Below are 22,342 nucleotides of genomic sequence, written 5' to 3' on the forward strand. Positions count from 1 at the left end.
ACCGGCAGTTCAGTGGTCGTCGGCTACGTCGGGAGGGCGATCGAGGGTTCTTCGTCGTCCGTGGCGTCTTCGTCGCCGTCGGTACCGGTGTCGGTCTCGTTCCCGCCTTCGCTTTCGTCCGTCTCGTCGCCGGCGAGTTGCTCGAGCTCCTGGGTGTCCTCGAGGGTGACCGTCGCGGCGTTGGCGTCTTCGATCGAGATCGACGTCGCGGACGCCTGTGAGACGGTTTCGCCGTCCTGGCCGGTATCGGTCTCGGTGTCGGCGTCAGCGTCGTCGGTCGCCTCCTCGTCTTCCTGGGTCCCGGCGTCGGTTTCGTTCCCGTCTTCGGTTTCCGTTTCGTTGGTCTCCTCTGTCTCCTGGGCGTCTTCGCCGTCTTCGGCTTCCTCCAGCGAGTCGATCGTCATCGACTCGATCGTGATCTCCTCGACGTCGAACTGCTCGATGGTGAGTTCGCCTATCTCCTCGCTGGTCGTTTCGTTGTCCTCGGTTTCGTCGGCTTGATCGGCGCCGGCGTCTTCGTCGGTTTCGTTCCCGTTTTCGGTCTCCTGGGTGTTTTCCTCGGTTTCGTCGGTTCCGTCCTCCTCGTCGCCGCCGTCGAACAGCCCGCTGATGAAGTCGCCGATCTGACTCAAGAGCCCGCCGTCCTCGACCTCGAGATCGTCGATGGTCATCTGCTCGACATCCATCGTCTCGATGGTGAGTTCCTCGACGGTGAGTTCGTCCGCGTCCTCGTCGATCAGGTCTTGACCGTCAGTGGCGCCGGCCTCGGCGGTTTCGTCGTCCGCACCGTTGGTTTCGTCGGTTTCGTCGGTTTCGTCGGTTTCGTCCATCCCGCCCTCTTCCTCCGTGTCGTCGCCTTCGTCCATCTCGTCGACGCCGCCGTCGTCCAGCTCGAGTTCCTCGATCGAGACGTTCTGGAACTCGAGTTCTTCGATCTCGATGTTCGAGAACGTCACGTCCTGGGCGGTCTCGTTGCCGTCCGTTTCGTTGCCGTCCTCGGTGGCGTTTACGTCGTCATCGGCGGTCTCGTTCTGGTCCTCCTGATCGATCTCCTCCTGAAGGTCCTCGGACTGGACCTCGAACTCCTCGACGTTGAGTTCCTCGATGGTGACGTTCTCGACCGTCACGTCCTCGAGTTCGAGTGTCCCGACCTGTACGTTCTCGAGTGTCGCGCTCGTGCTCATGTCTCCGGCATCGTCCGTCGTCCCCGTGGTCGCACCGGCGAGGGCAGGCCCCGACAGCGCAACCGCGAGTGCGACGAACAGGACGCCGAGTTTCTGTGGTCGTGAAACCATGCGCTGGGGGCTACAGCCGTCTCCCGGCTAAAACGAGCCGACCGTTTCGGGATTAGCTCGCGGATTCGAGGCGACCTCTCGGAGAAACCGCAAGTTGGAATCGCGGCGCGGATCCTAATCAGCCGTTCATACTCTCGAGATCGATGATCGTCACGGTCTCCGATACGAACCGGAATATCGCCCGGAATCGGGGTTGTGCTTGCGCTCGCCGCCGCATTATCGCATCGGTCGAAGAACGAGGGTTTACCGCCGTTTACGATCGGCCGCTCGAGTCCCGAAGCCGTCCCCGAGGTGAAAGCGAGCGACGAGAAGAGGTGGCCTCGTCGCGGCCGCCCACCGGCTAATGCGCTGTCTCGTTATACGTCTCCGGACGAACCCGTCCGACGCTTCTGTACGGGATCTCCGATCGGACGGCGCTCGAGCGAACGGAAAAGCGGGTCGTCCGGCAGGTCGGCCTGCTCCGGCGACGGACGGACGCCGGCGTGTGCGGGTTAGTTCAGGATGCCGACGGTCAGTCCGTCGTCATCGTCGTTTTCGTCGTCTGCGTCGTCATCGTCGGCATCATCGTCCGTGTTTTCAAGACCCTCCGCGTCCCCGACGGTGAACGACTCGGCGGTCGCGTCGCCGACGTCGATCGAGGTGGCGGACGCCTGGGTGACGGTCTCTCCGTCGCCCTCGTCTTCGCCGTCTCGGTCTTCCTCGTCAACCTCGTCCGTTCCTTCGGTTTCGTCGTCGACCCCGTTCTCGCCCGTCTCGCCCGTCTCGTCGGACTCGTCGTCCTCGAGGGCGTCTGCTTCGTCCTGGACGACGCCGTTCTCCTCGTCCTCGGCCTCGAGTTCGTCGTCTTCGGCGTCGACCGACTCGACGGTCATCGAATCGATCGTGACCTCCTCGACGTCGAACTGCTCGATGGTGAGTTCCTCGAGGCGTTCCTCTCCAGTGTCGCTCTCGTTGTCTTCGTTCTCCTCGGTCTCGTCGTCTTCGGGTGCGTCCTCGGTATCGAGTTCGTTCCCGGCTTCTTCGTCGCTCTCGTTGTCTTCGTCGCTCTCGTTGTCTTCGTTCTCCTCGGTTTCGTCGCTCGTCTCGTTGGTGTCTTCGGCCTCGTCGCTCCCGTCGTCTTCGACGGTCAACTCGTCGATCGTCAACTGATCGACGTCCATGGACTCGATCGTGAGCTCCTCGACGGTGACATCGTCGGCGTCCTCGTCGATCAACTCGAGTTCGTCGTCGGTCCCGGATTCGTTTTCGTCGTTTTCGTCGTCTTCGTCGTTTTCGTCGACGCCGTTCTCGCCGTCCATCTCGTCGGCGTCATCGTCTTCAGCCATCTCGTCTCCCGCCATCCCGTCGTCCGTTTCGTTCTCCTCGAGTTCGAGTTCCTCGAGGGTCACGTTCTCGAGTTCGAGGTGTTCGACCTCGATGTCGGAGAGGGTGACCTGCGTGTCGTCGCTCTCGTTATCGCTCTCGCCGTCGTCGGTGTCGTTGTCGCTCTCGCCGTCGTCGGACTCACCGTCCGCAACCCCGTCACCGTCGTCGACGAGTTTCCGAAGTTCGTCCTCGTCAGCGTCGAGTTCTTCGACGTTCAGCTCCTCGATCGTCGCGTTCTCGACGGTGACGTTGTCGAGTTCCAGTGTGTCTACCTGTACGCCTTCGAGCGTCGCGCCCATGTCTCCGGAGTCGTCGGATGTGGACGTCGCACCTGCCAGGGCCGGTCCCGACAGGGCAATCATCATCGCGATCACGACGACTCCGAGTGTCTGTGGTCGTGAAACCATGCAGGCCGAACTACCGGCAGTCCCGGAGTAAAGCGGAGCGACTGTTACGGGATTATCCCAGGGACAACTTCCGGGAGAACGGCGGCGAGAAACGGTAATACCGGCTTCACGCCGTCGGATATCGTCACACTCATTGGGTTCGATAGAACGGGGGGTCCTCGAGCGGAATTCGCCTTCTGCTTGCGTTCGCTGCCGGGTATCCGCCTTACGGAGAACGGAACCCTTACCGCCGTGGTCGGTAATACACGCTCGATGCGCGAGTGCTTCGAACTCAGGGACGTCGACGTCGGCGGACGGATCGGCGAACTCACCGTCCCCAGAGCCGACGTCACGGTCGAAACCCCGGCCCTCCTGCCGGTGATCAACCCCAATCTGGACACGATCAGTCCCCGCCGACTCGCCGAGGAGTTCGGCGCGGAGATCCTCATCACCAACTCCTACATCATCCACGGCACGGAGGACGTCCGCGAGCAAGCCCTCGAAGAGGGGCTCCACGACATGCTCGATTTCCCGGGCGCGATCATGACCGACTCCGGCTCCTTCCAGCTCTCGGAGTACGGCGACATCGACGTCACGACCGAGGAGATCCTCGAGTTCCAGCGCGAGATCGGCTCGGACATCGGGACGCCCGTCGACATCCCGACGCCGCCGGACGTCTCCCGCGAGCGCGCGACGGAGGAACTCGAGACGACCCAGGAGCGACTCGAGGTCGCCGAGGGGGTCGACACCGGCGACATGCTCGTCTCCGCGCCGGTCCAGGGGTCGACCTACCCGGACCTGCGCGAGGAGGCGGGTCGCCACGCCGACGCCACGGATCTGGACGTCTTCCCCGTCGGTGCGGTCGTCCCACTGATGAACGACTATCGGTACGACGACATGGTCGACGTCGTCGCCGCCGCGAAACGCGGGCTGGGCGCGGACGCGCCGGTTCACCTCTTCGGCGCGGGCCACCCCATGATGTTCGCGCTCGGGGTTGCGATGGGCTGTGACCTGTTCGACTCCGCCGCCTACGCCCTCTACGCGCGCGACGACCGCTATCTGACCGTCCGCGGGACCCGACAGCTCGAGGACCTCGAGTACTTCCCGTGTTCCTGTCCCGTCTGTGCCGAGCACTCGCCCGACGACCTCCGTGCGCTGTCCGACCGGGACCGCGAGGAGGAACTGGCCGCCCACAACCTCCACGTCACCTTCGAGGAGATCCGCCGGATCAAACAGGCGATCCGTTCGGGGAACCTCCTCGAGCTGGTCGAACAGCGCGCCCGCGCCCACCCGGCGATGCTCGACGGCTACCGGGCGCTGCTCGACCACGCGGACCAGCTCGAGTCCTCCGATCCCGTCTCCAAGGGTTCGTTCTTCTATACGTCCCACGAGAGCGCGCGCCGCCCCGAAGTGGTGCGCCACCACGAGCGCCTCGAGCGCCTCGCAGTACCGGACTCGCTGTTCCTCACCGAGGGCGAGCCGGCCGGCGGCGACGAGTTCGACGCGTCCTGGCGCGTCGAGCCCCCCTTCGGACCGTTCCCCCGGGCGCTCTCGAAGAGCTACCCGCTGACGGCCGAAGTGCCGGAGCGGACCGACCGCGCGGCCCTCGAGGCCGCCGCGGAGGGCGTCGCCCGCCTGGTCGCGGCCAATCCCGGGACCGAGGTGACGCTCGGCCACCGCGGCTGGCCCGCGGGCGTACTCGAGGCCGTGCCGGAGGACGTCGACCTGGTCGACCTGACGGCCGGGGGAGACTGATCCCGATTCCGTCGAACCACAACAGCAAAGGGGCGAGCCTCCCCGATTCGGAACATGCTCGGGGTAGCGTCGCTCGCGCTCGGCGGGATCGTGCTGGTGTTGTTCGCCGCGTGGATCGTCGGCCGACTCCGCGGCCGACTGGCAGGATCGGCGGATCGCCGGGAGTCCTACGAGCGCCACCGCGAGGCCCAGGGGCGGGAGCCGCCGGTCGACCTCGGCGACGTCGAACGCGTCGCCGTCGAGGAGTTCACCGAACACCACTCCGGCGAACGACAGGCCGTCGCGAAGGTCGAGGGGTTCGTCGTCTTCGTCGAGGACCTCCCCCGGGACCTCGAGGTCGGCGACGTGATCGAAATCGAGATCCTCTCGTTCAACCGCGGACACACGTCCGCGACCGCACGATATCGCGGCCGAGCGTAGCTTTCGTTTTTCACCCCGACACCGAGACGAACGTCGCCCCGATCACCACGAGAACGGCCGCGGCGACCACCCGCCAGCTGACCCGCTCGAGGTGACTCGGGAGCAACAGGATCGAGAGGACGACGACCAGCAGCGGCGTCAGCTGGAGGAACGGCATGACGATCACTACGGGCGCGACCTCGAGGGCGGCGAAGTACGCGAGGAAGCCGACGGTCGTGGCGATCCCGGCCCCGACGTACCACCGCACTTCCGGGCCGGAGCGGCGCACGCGCCGGACCGACTCGCCGACCCCGAGGTAGCCGACGAAGCCGACGGTCGCGGTCCCGGCCATGACGACGATCCCGGGCAGTACGGCCGTGCCGTCGGCCAGCCCGATCGAGACGAAGATCGGTTCGATCCCGATCGAGACGGCCGCCACGAGCGGCAGGAGAAGCGTCGCACCGACCTCCCGGAGCGACCGGTCCGGACCCGTCGACGCGGCGGTGTCCCAGGAGACGACGGCCAGGCCGGCGACGATCAGGACGATGCCGGCGAGGTGGACGCCGGTCAGCCGCTCCCCGAGGAAGGCCACGGCAAAGACCGTCGCGAAGAAGACGTTCGAGGCGACGATCGGCGAGGTCAGGTTCGCGCCGATCGCCTTGATGCTCCGGAACATCGCCACTCGAGCGACGAACATCCCTGCGACGCCGGCCGCGGCAAACGAGAGCGCGGAAACGGGGGTGTACAGGTCGACGTAGGGCGGCGGATACAGCACCAAAAGCGGCGGGACGAGCAGCGCGACGTTACATAGCAGGACGACCAACACGGCGTCGATCACGTCGCCGTCCTCGGTCCCCAGGCGAACGCAGAGGAACTGGCCCGCGAAGCCGACGGCACCGACGGTCGCGAGCGCGATCCCCAGCGCCGATTCGGAGAGGCCGACCTCGAGGCCCGCCAGCGCGGGCGTCGTCGGGATCGACGCGAGGGGACGGGGGAGTAGCATGGTCCCCGGTTTCGATGCTGGGGAAATAACCGCTCCGGAACCGGCACCGGGCCGACACCGAACCACTCTCACACCGGGTTCACACCGGCCCGGCGACGGCCGACCGACAGCCTCTTTCGCTCGCCACCACCCATATCTGGTATGACCGAGCACTTCGAAGTACACGAGCGCGACGGGGCCGCCCGCGTCGGCGAGTTGCGACTCGCCGACTCCCGGACGACCCCCGCGCTCGTCGACGACCTCCTCGAGGATGCGGGCTCGCTCTGGTCGAGCGACCGCGACGTCCCCGAGGGCGACGAGTCGACACTCACCGTCCTCCCCCACCGGGCGTTCCCCGGCGGCACCGCCGAGGAGGTCCAGGAGTCGTTCGCGGTCGACTATCCCGACGTCGACTTCCCGAGCGTCGCCGTCGTCTCGAGCGATCACGTCGAGGCGCAGGGAACGGACGCCTACGCCGTCTCGGACGTGCAGTCGATCACGGGCCACGGCGCGGCCCTGGTCGAGGCCGTCGTGAACGTCCGCGAGTCGATCCCGGCCGACACCGCCCTGCTGTTCTCGGGCGTGGCGACGCCCCGGAACGTCGCGCTGCTGGCGTACGCTGGCGTCGACCTCTTCGACGCGACCGCGGCCGTCGTCAAGGGGACCGAAGGACGGTATCTCACCACGGACGAGGCGTACTTCCTCGAGGACCTCGAGGAGTTGCCCTGCTCCTGTCCGGCCTGCCGGCAACCGCGCGAGGAGTTCACCCGCGAGGACTGCGCCGAACACAACCGCCACGCCCTCGAGTCCGAACTGGCGATCGTTCGCCGACGGATCCGGGACGGCCGCCTGCGGGACTACCTCGAGGGCCAGGCCCGCCACGACCAGTGGCTCACCGCCGCCATGCGCGAACTCGACGACCAGTGGGGCTACCTCGAGGAGCGCACCCCCATCCTCAGGGACGCCCAGATTTCGGCAGCGACCGAGGACACCATGCGCCGCGTCGAGATCCAGCGGTTCGCCGACCGCGTGACGACGCGATATCGCAACCGGTTCTCGAACCCGCTCGTGCTCGTCCCCTGTTCGGCGACCAAACCCTACAGCGAGTCCCAGAGTCACCGCCAGTTCCACGACGTCATCCAGTGGCGCGCCCACCTCGTCTCGATGACCTCCCCGATCGGCGTGGTTCCCCAGGAACTCGAGACCACGTACCCGGCCCAGCACTACGACACCGTCGTCACCGGCCGCTGGTCCGAGGACGAGAAGGAGTTCGTCAGCGAGGTGCTGCGTCGCTACCTCGAGCGCAACGCCGACACCTATCCCTACGTCGTCGCGCACGTCCCCGACGAGGGGTACCGCGACATCGTCGAGCGGGTCGAGGAGTCGTGGGAAGGGGACGACGACCTCGACGTCACCTACACCGTCCCCGAGGGCGGCCACCCTACCGACGACGAGTCCCTCTCGAACCTGGGCGATGCGCTGTCGGGCGAACTCAAGTACTCCAAGCGTGAGCGCGAGCACAACACCGTCCGCGCCATCGCGGACTACCTGCTCGGCGACGGCGCGGGTGACGACCTCTTCGGGGACGTTCGGACGACCAGCCGCTACCCCAAGATCCAGGTTCGCGACCGAGAGGAGACGCAACTGGCGACGATGGTACCCCAGTACGGGACGCTCTCCTTTACGCTCGAGGGGGCGAAACGCTGGGTCGACAGCGACGCGCCGGTCAAGCGGGTCGAGATCGACGGCTTCGTGCCCCACGGCAGCGTCCTCGCGCCGGGCGTCGTCGACGCCGACGAAGACATTCGGGTGGGCGACGAGGTCGTCGTCGAAGGCCCGAACGCCTTCGCCGTGGGCCGCGCCGAGATGTTCGGCCGGGAGATGGCCGAGAGCACGCGCGGCGTCGCCTGTCAGGTCCGCCACGTCGAGGAGAAGTAGTACCGCTACGGGCCCGAACACTCCTTGAGCAGGTGTTCGCGGTACGTCGCCGCCGGCACCTCCTCGCCACAGACCGCACACTCACGGCGCTCGGTTCGGCGTCGATCGATCGGATCGTCGTTCGTCTCGCCGTTCGCATCGGTTTCCGCGTTTTTCGTCGCCGTCCCGGCGATCGTGTCCGTTCCGGGGCCGGTGTTCGGGTCCGCGTTCGCACCTTTTCCCTCGTCCTCGTCCTCGTCCTCGAGTTCGCGTTCGCGTTCCCGCTCGCGTTCGCTTTCGTCTCCACCCTCGAGTACACGGTCCTCGGTTCCACCCTCGTCTCCAGTCACGGGTCGTCGTTCGCGCTCTTCCCTCCTCGACGCTTCGCCTGGCGGACGAGGAGAACCGCCTCGGACAGGCGACGTCACGACCGGTTCGCGGCGTCGGTGCGGGCGTTCCGGCGGTCACTCTCGAGGCGGTCCCGTCTTCTCCCCGTCCGGCCCGGATGGATCCGCTCGACCGAACCGGGCGGTTCGGCCTCGAGACGCCGCCAGTCTCGGGATCCGACCGGTCCGGGGCCGCGATATACCGGCGAATCGCGTATTCGTTTTATCTCCTCACGAAGCCTACAGTACTCGATGAATTCGATTACACCTGACACTGACACTGACGTTGACGTCGACGTTTCGAACGGCTACTCCCTCTCGCGCGGGTGGCGGACGCTCGCGATCGCGGGCGGGGTCGTCGCGCTCCTCGGTCTCGTCGCCATGGCCTTCCCGCTCGCGACCGGAATCTCGCTGGCGGTCGGACTCGGCGCACTCCTAGTCGTCAGCGGCGTGGTCCACGGCGTACACGCCGTCACCGCACGCGGATGGGGCGGGTCGCTCTGGCAGATCGCGCTCGCCGTCGTCTCGGTATTCGCCGGGATCGTCGTGCTCGCGAACCCGATCGTCGGGCTCACGAGCCTCACGCTCCTGCTGGTCGCGTACCTGCTGGTCGACGGGGTCGCCGAACTGTGGATGGCGATGCGGCTGAGCGACCAACCCGGACGGCTCTCGATCGCAGCCAGCGGGGGTCTCTCGCTCGTCCTCGCCGGCCTCCTCTGGGCCGGCTTCCCGGCGGCCACGTCGTGGGCGATCGGTCTCCTCGTGGGCGTCGCCCTCTTCGCGACCGGCGTCTCGATGAGCGTCGTGGCGGTTTCGGGCCGCCGCACCGACGAACCGACCCCGCCCGCGGGCGAACCGCGCGGCGCGTAAGCTGTTTTTTAGCGATTCGAATCGTCTCCCTCTTCCCGAGCGACCGCTCCAGGTCGAACGACTGTTCGTTCGAGTTTCGACCGCCGCCGTGGACCGTACGACCGTCGACCTCGCGTCCGTCGGCTGGACTGCGATCGATGCGCCCGCTGATGGCGCGAAACGCCGGGGTCGACGGCCGGCCGGAGACGGTCACTCCTCGCCGAGCACCGAATCGAAGAACTTCCGCTCGGCCGTCCGGAGGTGCTGGTTGAACGTCGCGGGCGAGATACCCAGCCGGTCGGCGATCTCCTCGCCGGTGCTATCGCGAGGCCAGTCGAAGTAGCCCGCGAAGTAGGCCGTCTCGAGGGCCGCCCGCTGTTTCTCCGTGAGGTCGCCCTCGAGAACGGTCGTCGGGTTCGAGTCCGTGTGGTCGCCCCGTTCGGTGGTCCGCTGGGCGAGGTAGGTCGCGTCGGGGCGCTGGTCTTTGATGAGTTCGATCAACTGGCGGGTGTCCCGGCCGCGGGGGAGTTCGACGATGAACCGGAACTCCCCGTCCTCGATGGTGGCGGACTTGATGCGTCCGCCGTAGGTCGCGATGGTGTCGAAAAGCTCGACGGCGGCCGGCGAGAGCAGTTCGAACTCGAACTCGTCGCGCCTGACCGAGAGGAATCGGACGTCCTCGATCCCGTTCGTCTCCTCGACGGCCTCCTGGAACCGCTCCTCGGAAACGCCCTCGGCCGATCCGTAGGCCAGCAGCGTATCGTCACCGTGGACGAGCTGTTCGAACTCGACCCGACACGACTCCGTCGCCGAGAGCTCGACCACCTCCTCGGCCATCCCTTCGATTCGGAACTCGAGTTCGATGACGGCGTCGCTGACGAGCGCGTCGCGGCGTTCGATGGCCGTGATCGCGTGGGCGACGACGTCCCCGATCCGCGAAAGGATCGTCGTGACCGGACTCGTGAAGGCGCGACGCGACGCCGAGTAGACCAGTAACACGCCATAGACGAGGTCCTCGTGGATGATCGGAATCCCGGCGACGGAGCGGAACCCCCGTTTGCGGGCTTCCGCTCGCCAGGGTTCGAATTCGGGGTCGGTCTCGACGTCGTTGCACACCTGTACTTCCCCGGTACGGATCGCCTGCCCCGCCGGTCCCTTGCCGACGTCCGCCCCGTCGTCGGTGCTCATCTCGACGGACTCGAGGTAGCCGTCCTCCTCGCCGGCCGCCGCCTTCGGAACGATGTTGTCGCTCCCGGGGTTGACCGCCCCCATCCACGCGAAGTGGTAGGCGTCGTCCGCGACGAGCCGGTCACAGACCTCCTGTTCGAGTTCCGCCCGGGTCTCGGTCGTGATCACCGCGTGGGTGATGTCGTGACCGATCCGATTGAGACGGTTGAGCGTCTCGAGTTGCTCGCGCTGGCGGCGGCGTTCGCGCTCCTGGAGCGCCCGTTCGATCGCGTGGTGAATCGTTCGCACCAGGAGTTCGCTCGTTACTTCGTCTTTCACGAGGAAGTCCTGGGCACCGCGCTGGATCGCCTGGACGCCGACTCCCTGATCCCGGACTCCAGTCAACACCACGATCGGCGTCGTGTCGGCCTCGTCGTCGACGGTATCGAGCGTCTCGAGACCGCTGCTGTCCGGCAGGTTGAGGTCGAGCAACACCACGTCGACCGTCTCGTTCTCGAGTGTCTCGAGGCCGTCCTCGAGTCGACTTTCGCGGGTGATCTGGGGTTTCGTTCCGGAGGTCTCGGTCGGATCGATCCGCCGTGTGAGTTCCTCCGTGTCCCGGAGCATCTCCTCGATGAGCCGCGCGTCGCCGGGGTTGTCCTCGATAAGGAGGATCTCGAGGGTCTCGTCGCGTCCCTGGGAGTCGTCCCGTTCTCGAACGCGGTCGGCTTCCGCTCCGTCTCGGTCCCCATCTCGATCTCCGTCTCGGTCGTCCGTCGCTGTACCTCGATCGCGTTCGATCGGTGTGTCGGGTTCGCTCATGATTCGTCGACCTCCGAAGGCAGGTGGACGACCGTGAACCAGAACTCCTCGAAGGCACGGATCGTCTCGATGAACTCGTCAGGATCGACCGGCTTCGTCAGGTAAGCGTTCGCGTGGAGTTCGTACGAGCGGACGATGTCTTCCTCCGCCCGGGAACTCGTCAACACGATCACCGGGATCGTACGAAGCTCCGGATCGTCCTTGAGCTCCGTCAGGACCTCCTCCCCGCTCGCCCGCGGCAGATTGAGATCGAGCAACACGAGATCCGGCCGCGGCGCGTCCTCGTACTCGCCGCGTTGCTCGAGGAACTCGAGGGCTTCGGCACCGTCGGAGACGACGTAGAGATCGCTCTCGATCCGGGCCGCTTCGAACGCTTCCCGGGTCAGCCGGACGTCTCCGGGGTTGTCCTCGACCAACAGGATCCGTGCCGGCTCGGGACCACTCGAGTGCATCTCTGTCATCCTATCTCGTCTCGTCCGTCGTTGATTCTCGGTGCCCGGTTCCGTTACGCTTTCCGCTTTCACTCCCGCGACCGCCGCTGTGTTTCCGTCTGCGTTTCCGTCTCTGTCTCCGGTTTCGTTCGTGTCGGCGGCCGGTACGCCTCTCGGATGCCACGTCACCCGCTCTCCCTGCCGATCCGGTCATCGACCGCGCCGTCTCGCCGGAGCGGGACTCCGCCGTGGCGGGCAACCGAACGGTAAACGTCGACCCCTCGCCGGGTTCGGAGTCGACCCAGATGTCGCCGTCGTGGCGTTCGACGATGCGCTGACAGAGCGCGAGTCCGATCCCGGTTCCCGAGTACTCGTCGACGGTGTGGAGCCGATCGAACACCCGGAAGATCCGCTCCGCGTCGTCGGGATCGATGCCGATCCCCTCGTCCCGGACCGAGATTTCCCACACGTCGCCGTCCCGTTTGGATTCGGATTCCGGTTCGAGTTCGGCGAACACGGTCACCTCCGGGGGCTCGTCGTCGGCGTAGGTGAGCGCGTTGTCGATCAAGTTCTGGAACAGCTGCCGGAGCTGGTCGGGATCGCCGTAGACCGTCGGCAGCGATTCGACCGTGACCTCGGCCCCCGTCTCCGCGATTCGCACCTCGAGGTCGGCGAGTACGTCCTCGAGGACGGCGTCGACGTCGACCGGCTCGAACGGGTCTCCCTGTGTGTCGACCCGAGAGTACGCGAGGAGGCCGTCGATCATCTCCTGCATCCGTTCGGCACCGTCCACGGCGAACTCGATAAACTCTCTGCCGTCCTCGTCGAGTTCGTCCGCGTACCGCCGTTCGACCAGCGTCAGGTAGCTCGAGACCATCCGCAGCGGTTCCTGGAGGTCGTGGGAGGCAGCGTAGGCGAACTGTTCGAGCCGTTCGTTCGACTCCTCGAGATCCGCGACCAGCGACTCGAGCTGGCGCTGTCTGTTCCGCCGTGCGGTGATGTCACGGCCGATCCCCGTCAGGACCTGCTCGCCGTCGGGGTTCTCGAGGGCGCTCGCGACGAACTCGTAGGGGATTCGCTCGCCGGCTTTCGTCACGAGTTCCGCTTCGACGCGCGCATGCCCCGTCTCGAAGATCTCCTCGATCGCAGCCGCGATCGCCTCCCTGTCCTCGCCCTCGAAGAGCTCTAGCGCGTTCATCGCGTCGACTTCGGCGTCCGTGTAGCCGGTCACCGCCGGCAGGCTCTCGTTCCAGCGGCGGAAACTGCCGTCCTCGTCGAGCACGTAGAACACGTCGTCGATCGCGTCCAGTACGTCGTCGGTGTACTGCTTGAGCTGCTCGAGACGCCGTTCCCGGTCCCGGAGTTTGCGCTCGGTTTCCTTGCGTTCGGTCACGTCCTGGGACATGCCCATCGCCGCGACGACCTCGCCGTTCGCGTCCCGAACCGGCGTGAAGTGGAACTGGTAGGTTCTGTCGTCTATCACCTGCTCGAAGGACGCGCGTTGCCCCTCGAGGGCGGCCTCGTAGTTGGGAACGACCACGTCCGCGATGGCCGGGGGGAGTGCCTGGTCGAGTGGCTTCCCTTCGAGTTCCCGCCCTTCGATGTCGGTGCTCCCTTCCAGAGTCCCGCCGAAGGTGACGTACCGGAGGTCGCGATTGACCAGCGCGACGGCCCCGTTCGGGAAGTTCTCGATCAGCGTCCGGTACCGGCGTTCGCTCTCCTCGAGCTGGCGCTGTCGGCGTCGGCGCTCGAGTTCGTGGCTGACCCACTGCGAGGCGAGTTCGACGAAGGAGCGTTCGGCGGGCGTGAACGGGTCCGATCGCGGCGCTTCACTCTCGAAACAGAGCGTACCGAAGAGTTCGTCGTCGACGGTGATCCGACTGCCGACGTAGGAGTCGACGCCCCACGTCTCGTAGGTGTCCGCGTCGATCGGTCCTTCGGTGCCATCGGCCCCGTCCGGGCCGGTCGGATCGTCCGTGAACGCGAGCAGCCCGTCGCCCTCGACCGTCCGCTGGCAGTACGTGTCCGACAGCGGCATCTCCGTCCCGGGCTGGAGGCGGTCGTCCTCGCTTACTGCGTGGGTGACCTCGAACCGGTCCCCCTCCTCGTCGGCCATCGCCAGGTAGCCGGCCTCGAGGCCGAGCCGGTTCCGGCCGAGTTCGAGCAACTCCCGGAGCTTCTCGTCGAAGGACCGTTCGCTGTCGGCGGTGATCTCGTAGAGCCGTTGCAGCGTCCGGTTGTTCTCGCGCAACTCCTGTTGGGTCTTCTTGCGTTCGGTGACGTCGCGGAAGTACACGGAAAGGCCGCTCTCGGAGGGGTAGGCGTGGACCTCGAACCAGGTCGACAGCGGCGGGAAGTACTCCTCGAAGGACGTCGATTCCTGTTCGGCCATCGCGCGTCGGTACTCCCGTTCGAACGTGGAGTCGACGGCCGCCGGGAACGCCTCCCAGAGGTTCCTGCCGATCAATCCCTCTCCGTCGGGATCGATCAACTCCCGGGCGCGATCGTTGACGTAAGTGAACCGCCACTCCTCGTCGAGCCCGAAGAAGGCGTCCGTAATCCGGTCGAAGGTGGTCTCGAGTTCGCTCTCGAGGCGCCGCTCGTCGGTGACGTCCTCGAAGGCAGAGACGACGGCGGTGATCCCATCGTCGTCACGTTCGGAGACCGGGACGGCGTTCTCGATGATCCAGACCCGTTCCCCGTCGGGCCGTCGGATGCCGAACTCCGCGTCGTACACCGGTTCCCCCGTCTCGAGCACCCGGCTGAACGGCAGGCGTTCGCTCGAGAGGGGCTGCCCGTCGGGGTCGACGGTGTCCCACCGTGGGTCACCGTGCCCCATCGTGGTGAGTTCGCCCCGGTCCCGGCCGGTGATTTCCTCGGCACGTTCGTTCACGCGCAGGATCTCCCCGTCGGGATCGGCGACGATGACGCCGACCGGGCTGGCCGTCATGAGCCGGTCGGCGAGGGCGGCCGGATCGGTCCCCTCCGCTCCGGGCTCGCCCATCTCGTCCGATTTCGGTTCCGGCATCGGTTCCGATTCCGCTTTCGGCTCGGAGCCGGCGTCGGACGCCTCTCCGTCTTCCGCTCGCGGGCGATTCGATCCGCCGTAAGTGTCGATCGCCGATCCAAGCAGGTCGGCGACGTTTCGCAGGAACGCTCGGTCCTCCTCCTCGAGTGGCCGGGTATCGCTCGAGAACGCTCCAAGCACGCCCCAGGGATCGTGATCGCCCTCGTTCGAGCCGCCGAAGACGGGAACCGTCGTTGCGCTCGCGATTCCGTGGCGCTCGAGCAGGTTCGACCGGGCGACCCGGTCTTTGGCGGTGATATCGTCGACGGCGACCCCATCGCCAGTCTCGGCCGTGTGTCCGACGACTCCGCCGTCTCCGTCGGCCGGGAGCGTCGCGGAGCCGAGGGCGCTGGCGTCCCAGCCGACGCCATGACGGAGGGTCGCGACTCGGTTCGTTCGTCCCCCCTGCTTTCCCGGCTCGTGAACGACGAAGAGACCGCAGTACTCGACCGGAACCACGTCCCGAACGGCGTCGACGGTCTCGGAGCACAGCGACTCGAGATCGGTCGACTCGAGTGCCAGTTGCCCTAACTCCGTGAGAACGTTTCGCTGACCGCCCCGACGGTCGCCGGTCGAGTCTTCGCCCGGGTCGGAGACATCCATTCTTCGACTGCTATCCACAAGTCGATTCTCGAGTATAAATGTAGTGCTCGAATCACCAGTTTTCGCCTCTCTCACACGCTCCTGACAGTGTTCACGCCGAACACGCTACCGATCGGGGCGCCCCCGGTCGAAGGGTCTGGGTGCCGTGACTGGAATCGGCGTTGAAATTGCGATCAGGGTAACTCGTCGGCGTCGACCCCGGAGTCGGACCCACCTTCCGAGTCGGCGTCGATGGTCGCGTCCTCGTCGACCACCCGGTACGTCCGGCCGCGGCGCTTCCCGACTGCCTCGATCAGGTCGTAGTGGACCATCTTCGTCAGGTAGTTGCGAAGCGTTCGCTCGGTCTTCGGGTCGTCGACCCGTCGCTCGTACTCCGCGTAGAGGTCGCCCGGCTCGATCTCGCCCTCCGCTGCGATGACGTCGTACAGCACCCGTTGATCCTCGATCAGCCCCTGAATCGTCTTGCGCCTGATCGCCGTCCTGGCGTCGGGAATCGCCGTCCTGACGGTTTCGGCGTCGATCGACCCCTGGCCACGCCGTTCGGCCCTGTGGGCGGCCGAACGGAGGATCCCGATTCCCACTCGTGCGTCCCCCGAGGCCGCGTCGGCGATCCGTCGGAGCTGGTCGGCGGTGACTGCGTCGGGCTCGAGGGCCTCGTCCGCGCGGTTCGAGAGGATCGCGGCGAGTTCGTCGGTCCCGTAGCGATCGAGCCGTACTCGGGTTCCGGCCCGGAGTCTGGATCGGACACGGTCGTCGAATCCGGCGAACAGTTCCTCCTCGCGGTTGGCGATCAACACGACCGAGACGTGGGGCAACCGGTGGAGGTCGTACAGCGCAGCCGTCTCCTCGAGTTGGTCGACCTCGTCGAGGACGACGACGAGGGGGTTGTCGTCCGCGTCGGCGAGTTTCCCGAACAGTTCGTCTTTCGGGGTCGACCGGTGGACGTCGATCGCCCGTCCGATCTCCGAGAGGACGCCGTAGAGGACGCGAAACCTAGTGTACTCCTGCCAGCAGTTGACGTAGGCGACACGCACGTCGGGTTCCTGTTCGCGCAACTGGGCGAGCGTGTACCGGGCGATGCAGGTCTTCCCCACGCCCGTCGGGCCGAAGAGGAAGGCGGGTTCCGGCCGCCGATCGTACAACAGCGGCTCCAGGGTTTCCGAAAGGAGGTTCACCTCGTCGTGGCGATGAACCACCTCGCTGGGGACGAAGTCCTCGCGCAGGACGCGGTCGTCGACGATCACAGCGGTCCGGTTATACGTCGACTGTAGTAAACGATGGCCTCCCCTTTCCGAAAGTTCCGATACTTCCGTTTATTCCCCTCCCCACTCGAGGGCCGCCTCGAGGTCGTCGAAGCTCTCGACTTCGGCTCCGTCGATGTCCATTCGGGATTTGACGCCATCGCTGTGATCCCGTCGGACACGAACCCGACACTATCGACATCCGTGTACGCCCCGTTTGCGGACCACTCGTTGGCCGTGTACTCCTGCGTTTCCTTCGGCAGGCTCGTCTCGTTACCGAAGACCGCGACCGTCGCTTCGATGTCCAACCATCTCTCGCTCCCGAGTGTTCGCTCGCCGCCTCGAGCGTTTCGTCCGCAAAGCCTTGCCATCCGTTCATAAACCAGATCCCGACACCATCGCCGTTCTCGAACTCCCATTCCCATCGGCTCGGGTCCGGTATCTCGTTCCTTTGTGATGCTTGGCTACCAGTCCCCGTCATCGCATAGCTGCCCTTGCCAACACAGGGGGTGTTGGTGGTGTGATCTCGAGTCGCCGGCGGTGCATCGACTGTCACTGACGAATTCGGTCTCGCTGGAGTCGACGCTGCCTGCAACGAGACAATTTCATATAGTCATATGTGATTTATGATCCTGTCTGAGTGTACCGTCGGGACGAAACCCCTGCGAATCGGATCGCCCAAGTCCGGAGCACAGCCAGCGGGTCCACAGACCAGTGTCGACCAGGTGCTGCACAGTCACACCCCACGTCTCGAGTGACACCAGCGCTTATCCGGAGTTACTGTAAAATCGCCCGATTCAGACCAGTCGGACTCCTCACGAGTGTGCGCTCAGAATTGCGTCTACCCGGCTTCGTGAACCGCCTCGAGGTCAAGCCCGGAGGCGGCCCGTTTTTAGGATCTGCTCCGTTCGTGAGGAATCTTCCTCGTTCGTCGTCCGGGTATCGTCCTCCCGGGCTGTCGAAGCCCACCCAGACTGGATCGGTGCTACCACCGTCACCCGTTCGGCGGGACTGCTCGCGGACGTCCTTCGGCTAGTCCCGCGTGGTGTCTGCTGTCGACTCGAGGTCTCGGCCCCGGGGATACAGTCGGACTTTGTACCGGACTCGGGCCGCTAACGCTCATAGTTCCTTGCGTGCGCGGACGACAGTCGGTCCGAACCGAACCACGACGGTTCGGACCGGTTTCCGGAAAGGGGGGCTCGAGTGTCGGTGCAACCCACGTTCCGGAGGGCAACTGCTGAGGTGTTGCTTTCGAGAGGCCATGGCCTCCGTTCTGCCTTGGTCGTCGATAACCGATCACCCTGCTCCGGGGGATTCGATCGCGTCGTTACGGACTAACCGTCCACGATCACCCGAACACACGACGGCTGTAGGATCCGTGTGTAACTCGGGGCAGTTGATCCGGCCTGAAATATTCCGGTGGCCATCCCTCCGGAATCGGCCTCACGCCAGCGAATAAACTCTATAGCGCGATACAAAATTGTAGAACTGATGTTGCGTCGAGTCGAGCGTGACGGGGGCTACCGATCGAGTCGAGGATAACGGGAGGTGTCGTCGTCTGCCCCAATTACGAAAGAATTGATTGTTTATTGGGTGTGGTAGTATCTGATTGAGGTCATGATTGGTTTTTGGCCAGAAATACGATTCTTTCAATCAGATGGCCAGAATATTGATGCATTCTTGCTCGAGTCTGATTAACGGACCGTTATGAATAGTGTGGACATGCACCGATCGAGAACGACGGGTCCGGGATCGATCGAACGATGACCGACTGCTGGAATCGTCGTGGATACCTTGGTGCGGTCGGCGGAACTGCGCTCTCGGTTTCGGCCGGGTGTCTCACGACCGATACGGACGATCGAGCGGAGAGTCGCCCACGGCTTTCCGAGCGCACTCTTCGGTATGGAATCGTGTTGCCGCTGTCGGGCGAACTCGAGCAAGCTGGACAAGCGCTGTTGAACGGGGTGACGCTGCCCGCGGCGGAACTGGATGCCGCATCCGCGGAGATCGACCTCGAGCACGAGGTCGCCGATTCGGAGACGTCGCCGGTGAGCGCGGTCGACGCTGCGGGGGCATTGATCGACGATGGCGTGCCCGCGATCGTCGGCGCAGCGGCCTCGGACGTAACGCTGCAGATGATCCAGCGGGCAACGATCCCGTCGGATGTCGTCTCCTGCTCGCCCGCGAGTACGACGCCGACGCTGTCGATCGTGAACGATCGGGGCTACTCGTTTCGGACGGCACCGGTCGACTCGTTGCAGGCGGTGATCGCTGCTCGACTCGCCGTCGCCGAACACGGGGCAAGCACCGCGGCGACGCTCTACACGTCGGGCGACTACGGTCGACAGCTCTCGGGCGCGTTTTCGGCGTCGTTCGACGGCGAGATTCAGCGTCAGGTGTCGTTCGCTTCCGGGTCCGGGAATGACGGATACGCCGAGCCGCTGGAAACGGCGCTTGCCGACGATCCGGACGTACTCTTCCTGATCAGCTATCCCGAAAGCGGGGTCCCGCTGCTCGAGGAGTACTACGCCGACCACGCGGGCGACGAGACGTTATTCGTCAGCGACGGGTTGCAAAACGAGGCGGTCCTCGAGGGTGTCGGGGACCGGATCGACGCGTACGGAACCGCGCCGACCTCGAGCGGGCCCGGACAGGCGGAGTTCCAGTCGCTGTACCGCGAGGAGTACGACGCCGATCCGGGACTGTTCGCCGCGAACTGTTACGACGCCGCAGCGTCGGTTCTGCTGGCAAACGCCGCGGCCGGCGAGAACGACGGACCGGCGATCGCCGACCGGATGCGGGAGGTAACGACCGGTGAGGGGACGGAGATTCTCCCCGGCGACCTCGCTGACGGGATCGAACGCGCGGCTGCCGGCGAACCGGTCCACTACCGCGGTGCGGCGGGCGAAATCGAGTTCGACGAGAACGGGGACGGTGGCTCGGTCGAGTACGAGTACTTCACCTTCGCCGACGAGGCAATCGAGGTGCTGGACGAGTTGACGCCGACGGAGGTGTCACCATGACTTCCGACACGGACGGCGGCACCGAAGAGACGGTCGCCCAGCAGACAGCGGATTCGGGCGGCGGGGTCGTTCGGCGGCTGGTACCCGACTTCGTCCGGCGAAGCTACCGGGCGAAGTTCGTGATCACGATTCTCGCTGTGTTGATCGTCATCTCACTGGTCGGCGGAATCGGCTACGTCGAGGCCGAACGGACCGTCGAGACCGACGCGGAGCAGCAACTGACGGCGACGGTCGACATGCACGCGGACTCGATCGACGAGTGGATGATCTCGATGGAGTCGCATACCCGGTCGCTCTCGTCGAATCCTGCGCTCGCGGGAACCGACGCCGAGACGGCAGAGGCTCACGTCGTTCAGGAACAGGCGAAACTTCCCGTCGACGTTCGTGCGGTTCACGTCGTCGATACGAACGACGGACAGGTCTTGACGAGTACGAACGGCGAGTTACGCGGCGCGTCGGTCGCCTCCCTCGACGAACCCTGGACGGAAATCGAACCCGGGGTCGATTTGACCGCGGCGAACGACGTCTGGCACTCGCCGACGGCGTACGCAGACGAGACAGTCGAGGACCAGGTCATCTCGTTTGCCAGCCCGGTCGAGGGCGACGAGGCGCGGATCGCGGTCGTCGTCGGGACGATCGAGTACCGAGTCGACGGCCTTCGGCAGTTACACGACGATCAGGAGACGATGATCGTCGACACCGACGGCGAGACCGTCCTCGCGAGCGACGACCTTCGCGGCGAGATCGATCGGGACGTCGTCGCGGACCTGGGTAATACCCGCGACGGAACTGCGTTCGAGCGTGACGACGATTCCGACGTCGTCGCCGCCTACGCCGCGACCGGGAACGACGACTGGGTGGCGGTAACGACCGTGCCAGCCGAGCAGGCGTTCGCGGCGAGCAACGCCGTCGGCTGGACCCTGCTGTCGGTGATCGGCACGGGGCTCGTTGCCCTGCTGGCCGCCGGTTTCGTGCTCGCTCGCCAGACCGTCACTCCCCTCGAGGATCTCCGGAACCGGGCACGGCGGATGGAAGAAGGCGACCGTAATGTCGATCTCGATAGCGACCGGATCGACGAAGTCGGCAGGCTCTACCGGGCGTTCGACGAGATGCGGTCCTCGCTCGACGCACAGATCACTGCCGCCGAGGAGGCCAAAGAGGAAGCCGAGACGTCCCAGCGGGAGGCCGAACAGGCCCAGGCCGAGGCCGAGACCGCCCGTGAAGAAGCCGAAGCCGAGCGCGAGCGAATCGCTTCGGTGATGGACGAACTCCAGCGAGTGGCCGATCAGTACGGCGATACCATGCGTGCCGCCGCTGACGGCGACCTCACCGTTCGTGCGACCGTCGACACCGACAACGAGCAGATGCGTGAGATCGGCGAGGAGTTCAACGCGATGCTCGGGGAACTCGAGGACGCCGTCGGCGAGGTCAAGCGGTTCGCAACCGACGTTGCCGCGGCGAGCGAACAGGTCACGGCCTCGAGCGAGGAGGTGAAGACGGCGAGCGAGCAGGTGTCGGAGTCGGTACAGGAGATTTCCGACGTCGCAGAGCGCCAGAGCGAGCGACTCGGGACGATCCAGACGGAGATGTCTGGGCTCTCGGCGAGTACCGAAGAGATCGCGTCGACAGCCAGCGAGGTCGCACGCGTCGCGGAACGGACCGTCGATTCGAGCGAGCGTGGCCGTGGGGCGGCCCAGGACGCGATCGACGAGATGAGCGATGTCGAGGCCGAGGCCGAGCGAGCGGTCGAGGCGATCCGTTCGCTCGAGACGGAGGTCGAACGGATCGACGAACTGGTCGAGGCCATCTCCGACGTGGCGGACCAGACGAGTTTGCTCGCGCTCAACGCGTCGATCGAAGCCGCAGGGGCGGGGAACGAAGGCGATGGGTTCGCCGTCGTCGCCAACGAGGTCAAATCGCTCTCGGCCGACGCCAAAGAGGCAGCGGCGGAGATCGAAGAACGAATCGAGACGATCCGCGAGCGGACCGACGAATCCGTCGACGTCGTCGAGGCGACCAGCGAGAGTGTCCGAGAGGGAACCGAGGCCGTCGAACCCGCCGTCGAGGCCCTCGAAGAGATCACGACCTACGCCGAGGAGACCAGCGATGGCGTCCAGGAGATTTCCGCCGCGACGGACGACCAGGCCGACTCCGCAGAGGAGGTCGTGACTGCCGTCGACGACGTCGCGGCCTCGAGCGAGGAGTCGGCGGCCGAGGCTGGAAACGTCTCCGCAGCGGCCGAAGAACAGACTGCGTCGCTAACCGAGGTGTCCGAAAGCGTCGGCGGGCTCGCGGACCAGGCTGCGGCTCTTTCGGACCGCCTCGAGCGGTTCGAGACGGATCGCGAGCCGACTGGGATGGAGGGGACTGCACAGGACCGTCCGGCGGTCGACCCCTCCCGGTAGATCGGACCGAGAACCGAGCGCTGTCTCGGTTTCGCGTTTCGACCCGATATTTTCCGACAGCTACTGGATAGTCGGCCCTGACAGGCAACGTACTACACCTGCTGCCGTTGACAGTTGCGAGATCACTGTCGCCGACGGATAGGTTCTCCTCGAGGACAACGGGTACAACACGAGGCCCACGGGGCACAGTCCCCGACGATTCGTTCGCGACGAGGCGATGCTGGCGGCGAGGCTGGTGTCGTAGCCGTA

The 22,342-nt window shown here is 65.7% G+C and carries 14 protein-coding genes; 6 read left to right on the forward strand and 8 right to left on the reverse strand.

Annotated features, from left to right (window positions below; genetic code table 11):
• Positions 1-23 precede the first annotated feature (23 nt).
• Both BM113_RS01405 and BM113_RS01410 read right to left on the reverse strand, forming a co-directional pair.
• Entirely contained in the window at positions 24-1,295 is a 1,272-nt protein-coding gene (locus BM113_RS01405; RefSeq protein WP_089784704.1) for a hypothetical protein, read from the reverse strand.
• Positions 1,296-1,786: 491 nt separating this feature from the next.
• Complete coding sequence (locus BM113_RS01410) at positions 1,787-3,067, reverse strand: hypothetical protein (protein WP_089784706.1); 1,281 nt, start codon at positions 3,065-3,067, stop codon at positions 1,787-1,789.
• A 252-nt stretch (positions 3,068-3,319) separates the two neighbouring features.
• On the opposite strand from BM113_RS01410, the gene tgtA reads away from it, so the two are divergent.
• Together tgtA and BM113_RS01420 are read left to right on the forward strand one after the other, a co-directional pair.
• Positions 3,320-4,801, forward strand: a complete 1,482-nt coding sequence (gene tgtA, locus BM113_RS01415; protein ID WP_089784708.1) for a tRNA guanosine(15) transglycosylase TgtA — start codon at positions 3,320-3,322, stop codon at positions 4,799-4,801.
• Positions 4,802-4,855: 54 nt separating this feature from the next.
• Entirely contained in the window at positions 4,856-5,221 is a 366-nt protein-coding gene (locus BM113_RS01420; protein ID WP_089784709.1) for a TRAM domain-containing protein, read from the forward strand.
• Positions 5,222-5,231: 10 nt separating this feature from the next.
• On the opposite strand, the gene BM113_RS01425 is transcribed toward BM113_RS01420, so the two are convergent.
• Positions 5,232-6,203 carry a DMT family transporter gene (locus BM113_RS01425; protein WP_089784711.1) on the reverse strand — a complete coding sequence of 324 codons (972 nt, stop codon included), beginning with the start codon at positions 6,201-6,203 and terminating at the stop codon, positions 5,232-5,234.
• Positions 6,204-6,344: 141 nt separating this feature from the next.
• On the opposite strand from BM113_RS01425, the gene arcS reads away from it, so the two are divergent.
• Positions 6,345-8,120: an archaeosine synthase subunit alpha gene (gene arcS, locus BM113_RS01430; RefSeq protein ID WP_089784712.1), complete on the forward strand. Its 1,776-nt coding sequence runs from the start codon at positions 6,345-6,347 to the stop codon at positions 8,118-8,120.
• Positions 8,121-8,125: 5 nt separating this feature from the next.
• Here arcS and BM113_RS01435 read toward each other — a convergent pair whose 3' ends face one another.
• Positions 8,126-8,449, reverse strand: coding sequence for a hypothetical protein (locus BM113_RS01435; RefSeq protein ID WP_089784714.1), 324 nt, complete (start codon positions 8,447-8,449; stop codon positions 8,126-8,128).
• A 288-nt stretch (positions 8,450-8,737) separates the two neighbouring features.
• Here BM113_RS01435 and BM113_RS01440 point away from each other — a divergent pair, with 288 nt between their 5' ends.
• Positions 8,738-9,355: an HdeD family acid-resistance protein gene (locus BM113_RS01440; protein ID WP_089784716.1), complete on the forward strand. Its 618-nt coding sequence runs from the start codon at positions 8,738-8,740 to the stop codon at positions 9,353-9,355.
• A 189-nt stretch (positions 9,356-9,544) separates the two neighbouring features.
• Here BM113_RS01440 and BM113_RS01445 read toward each other — a convergent pair whose 3' ends face one another.
• From BM113_RS01445 to BM113_RS01460, 4 genes are all read right to left on the reverse strand, one after another.
• Positions 9,545-11,323 carry a bacterio-opsin activator domain-containing protein gene (locus BM113_RS01445; RefSeq protein ID WP_089784718.1) on the reverse strand — a complete coding sequence of 593 codons (1,779 nt, stop codon included), beginning with the start codon at positions 11,321-11,323 and terminating at the stop codon, positions 9,545-9,547.
• A complete protein-coding gene (locus tag BM113_RS01450; RefSeq protein WP_089784719.1) occupies positions 11,320-11,784 on the reverse strand; it encodes a response regulator in 465 nt (154 codons plus the stop codon). Before BM113_RS01450 ends, BM113_RS01445 begins: the two co-directional genes overlap by 4 nt.
• A gap of 1 nt (position 11,785) precedes the next feature.
• Positions 11,786-15,424, reverse strand: a complete 3,639-nt coding sequence (locus BM113_RS01455; RefSeq protein ID WP_089784721.1) for a PAS domain-containing protein — start codon at positions 15,422-15,424, stop codon at positions 11,786-11,788.
• 173 nt (positions 15,425-15,597) lie between these two features.
• Positions 15,598-16,668: a Cdc6/Cdc18 family protein gene (locus tag BM113_RS01460; protein WP_089784722.1), complete on the reverse strand. Its 1,071-nt coding sequence runs from the start codon at positions 16,666-16,668 to the stop codon at positions 15,598-15,600.
• A gap of 1,760 nt (positions 16,669-18,428) precedes the next feature.
• On the opposite strand from BM113_RS01460, the gene BM113_RS01470 reads away from it, so the two are divergent.
• The gene (locus tag BM113_RS01470) at positions 18,429-19,688 is read left to right on the forward strand and encodes an ABC transporter substrate-binding protein (RefSeq protein ID WP_089784724.1); all 1,260 of its coding nucleotides are present in this window, start codon (positions 18,429-18,431) and stop codon (positions 19,686-19,688) included.
• Positions 19,685-22,093, forward strand: coding sequence for a methyl-accepting chemotaxis protein (locus tag BM113_RS01475; RefSeq protein ID WP_089784726.1), 2,409 nt, complete (start codon positions 19,685-19,687; stop codon positions 22,091-22,093). Before BM113_RS01470 ends, BM113_RS01475 begins: the two co-directional genes overlap by 4 nt.
• Positions 22,094-22,342: the final 249 nt, after the last annotated feature.

This window comes from Natronobacterium haloterrestre (assembly GCF_900112205.1).
Taxonomy (GTDB): domain Archaea; phylum Halobacteriota; class Halobacteria; order Halobacteriales; family Natrialbaceae; genus Natronobacterium; species Natronobacterium haloterrestre.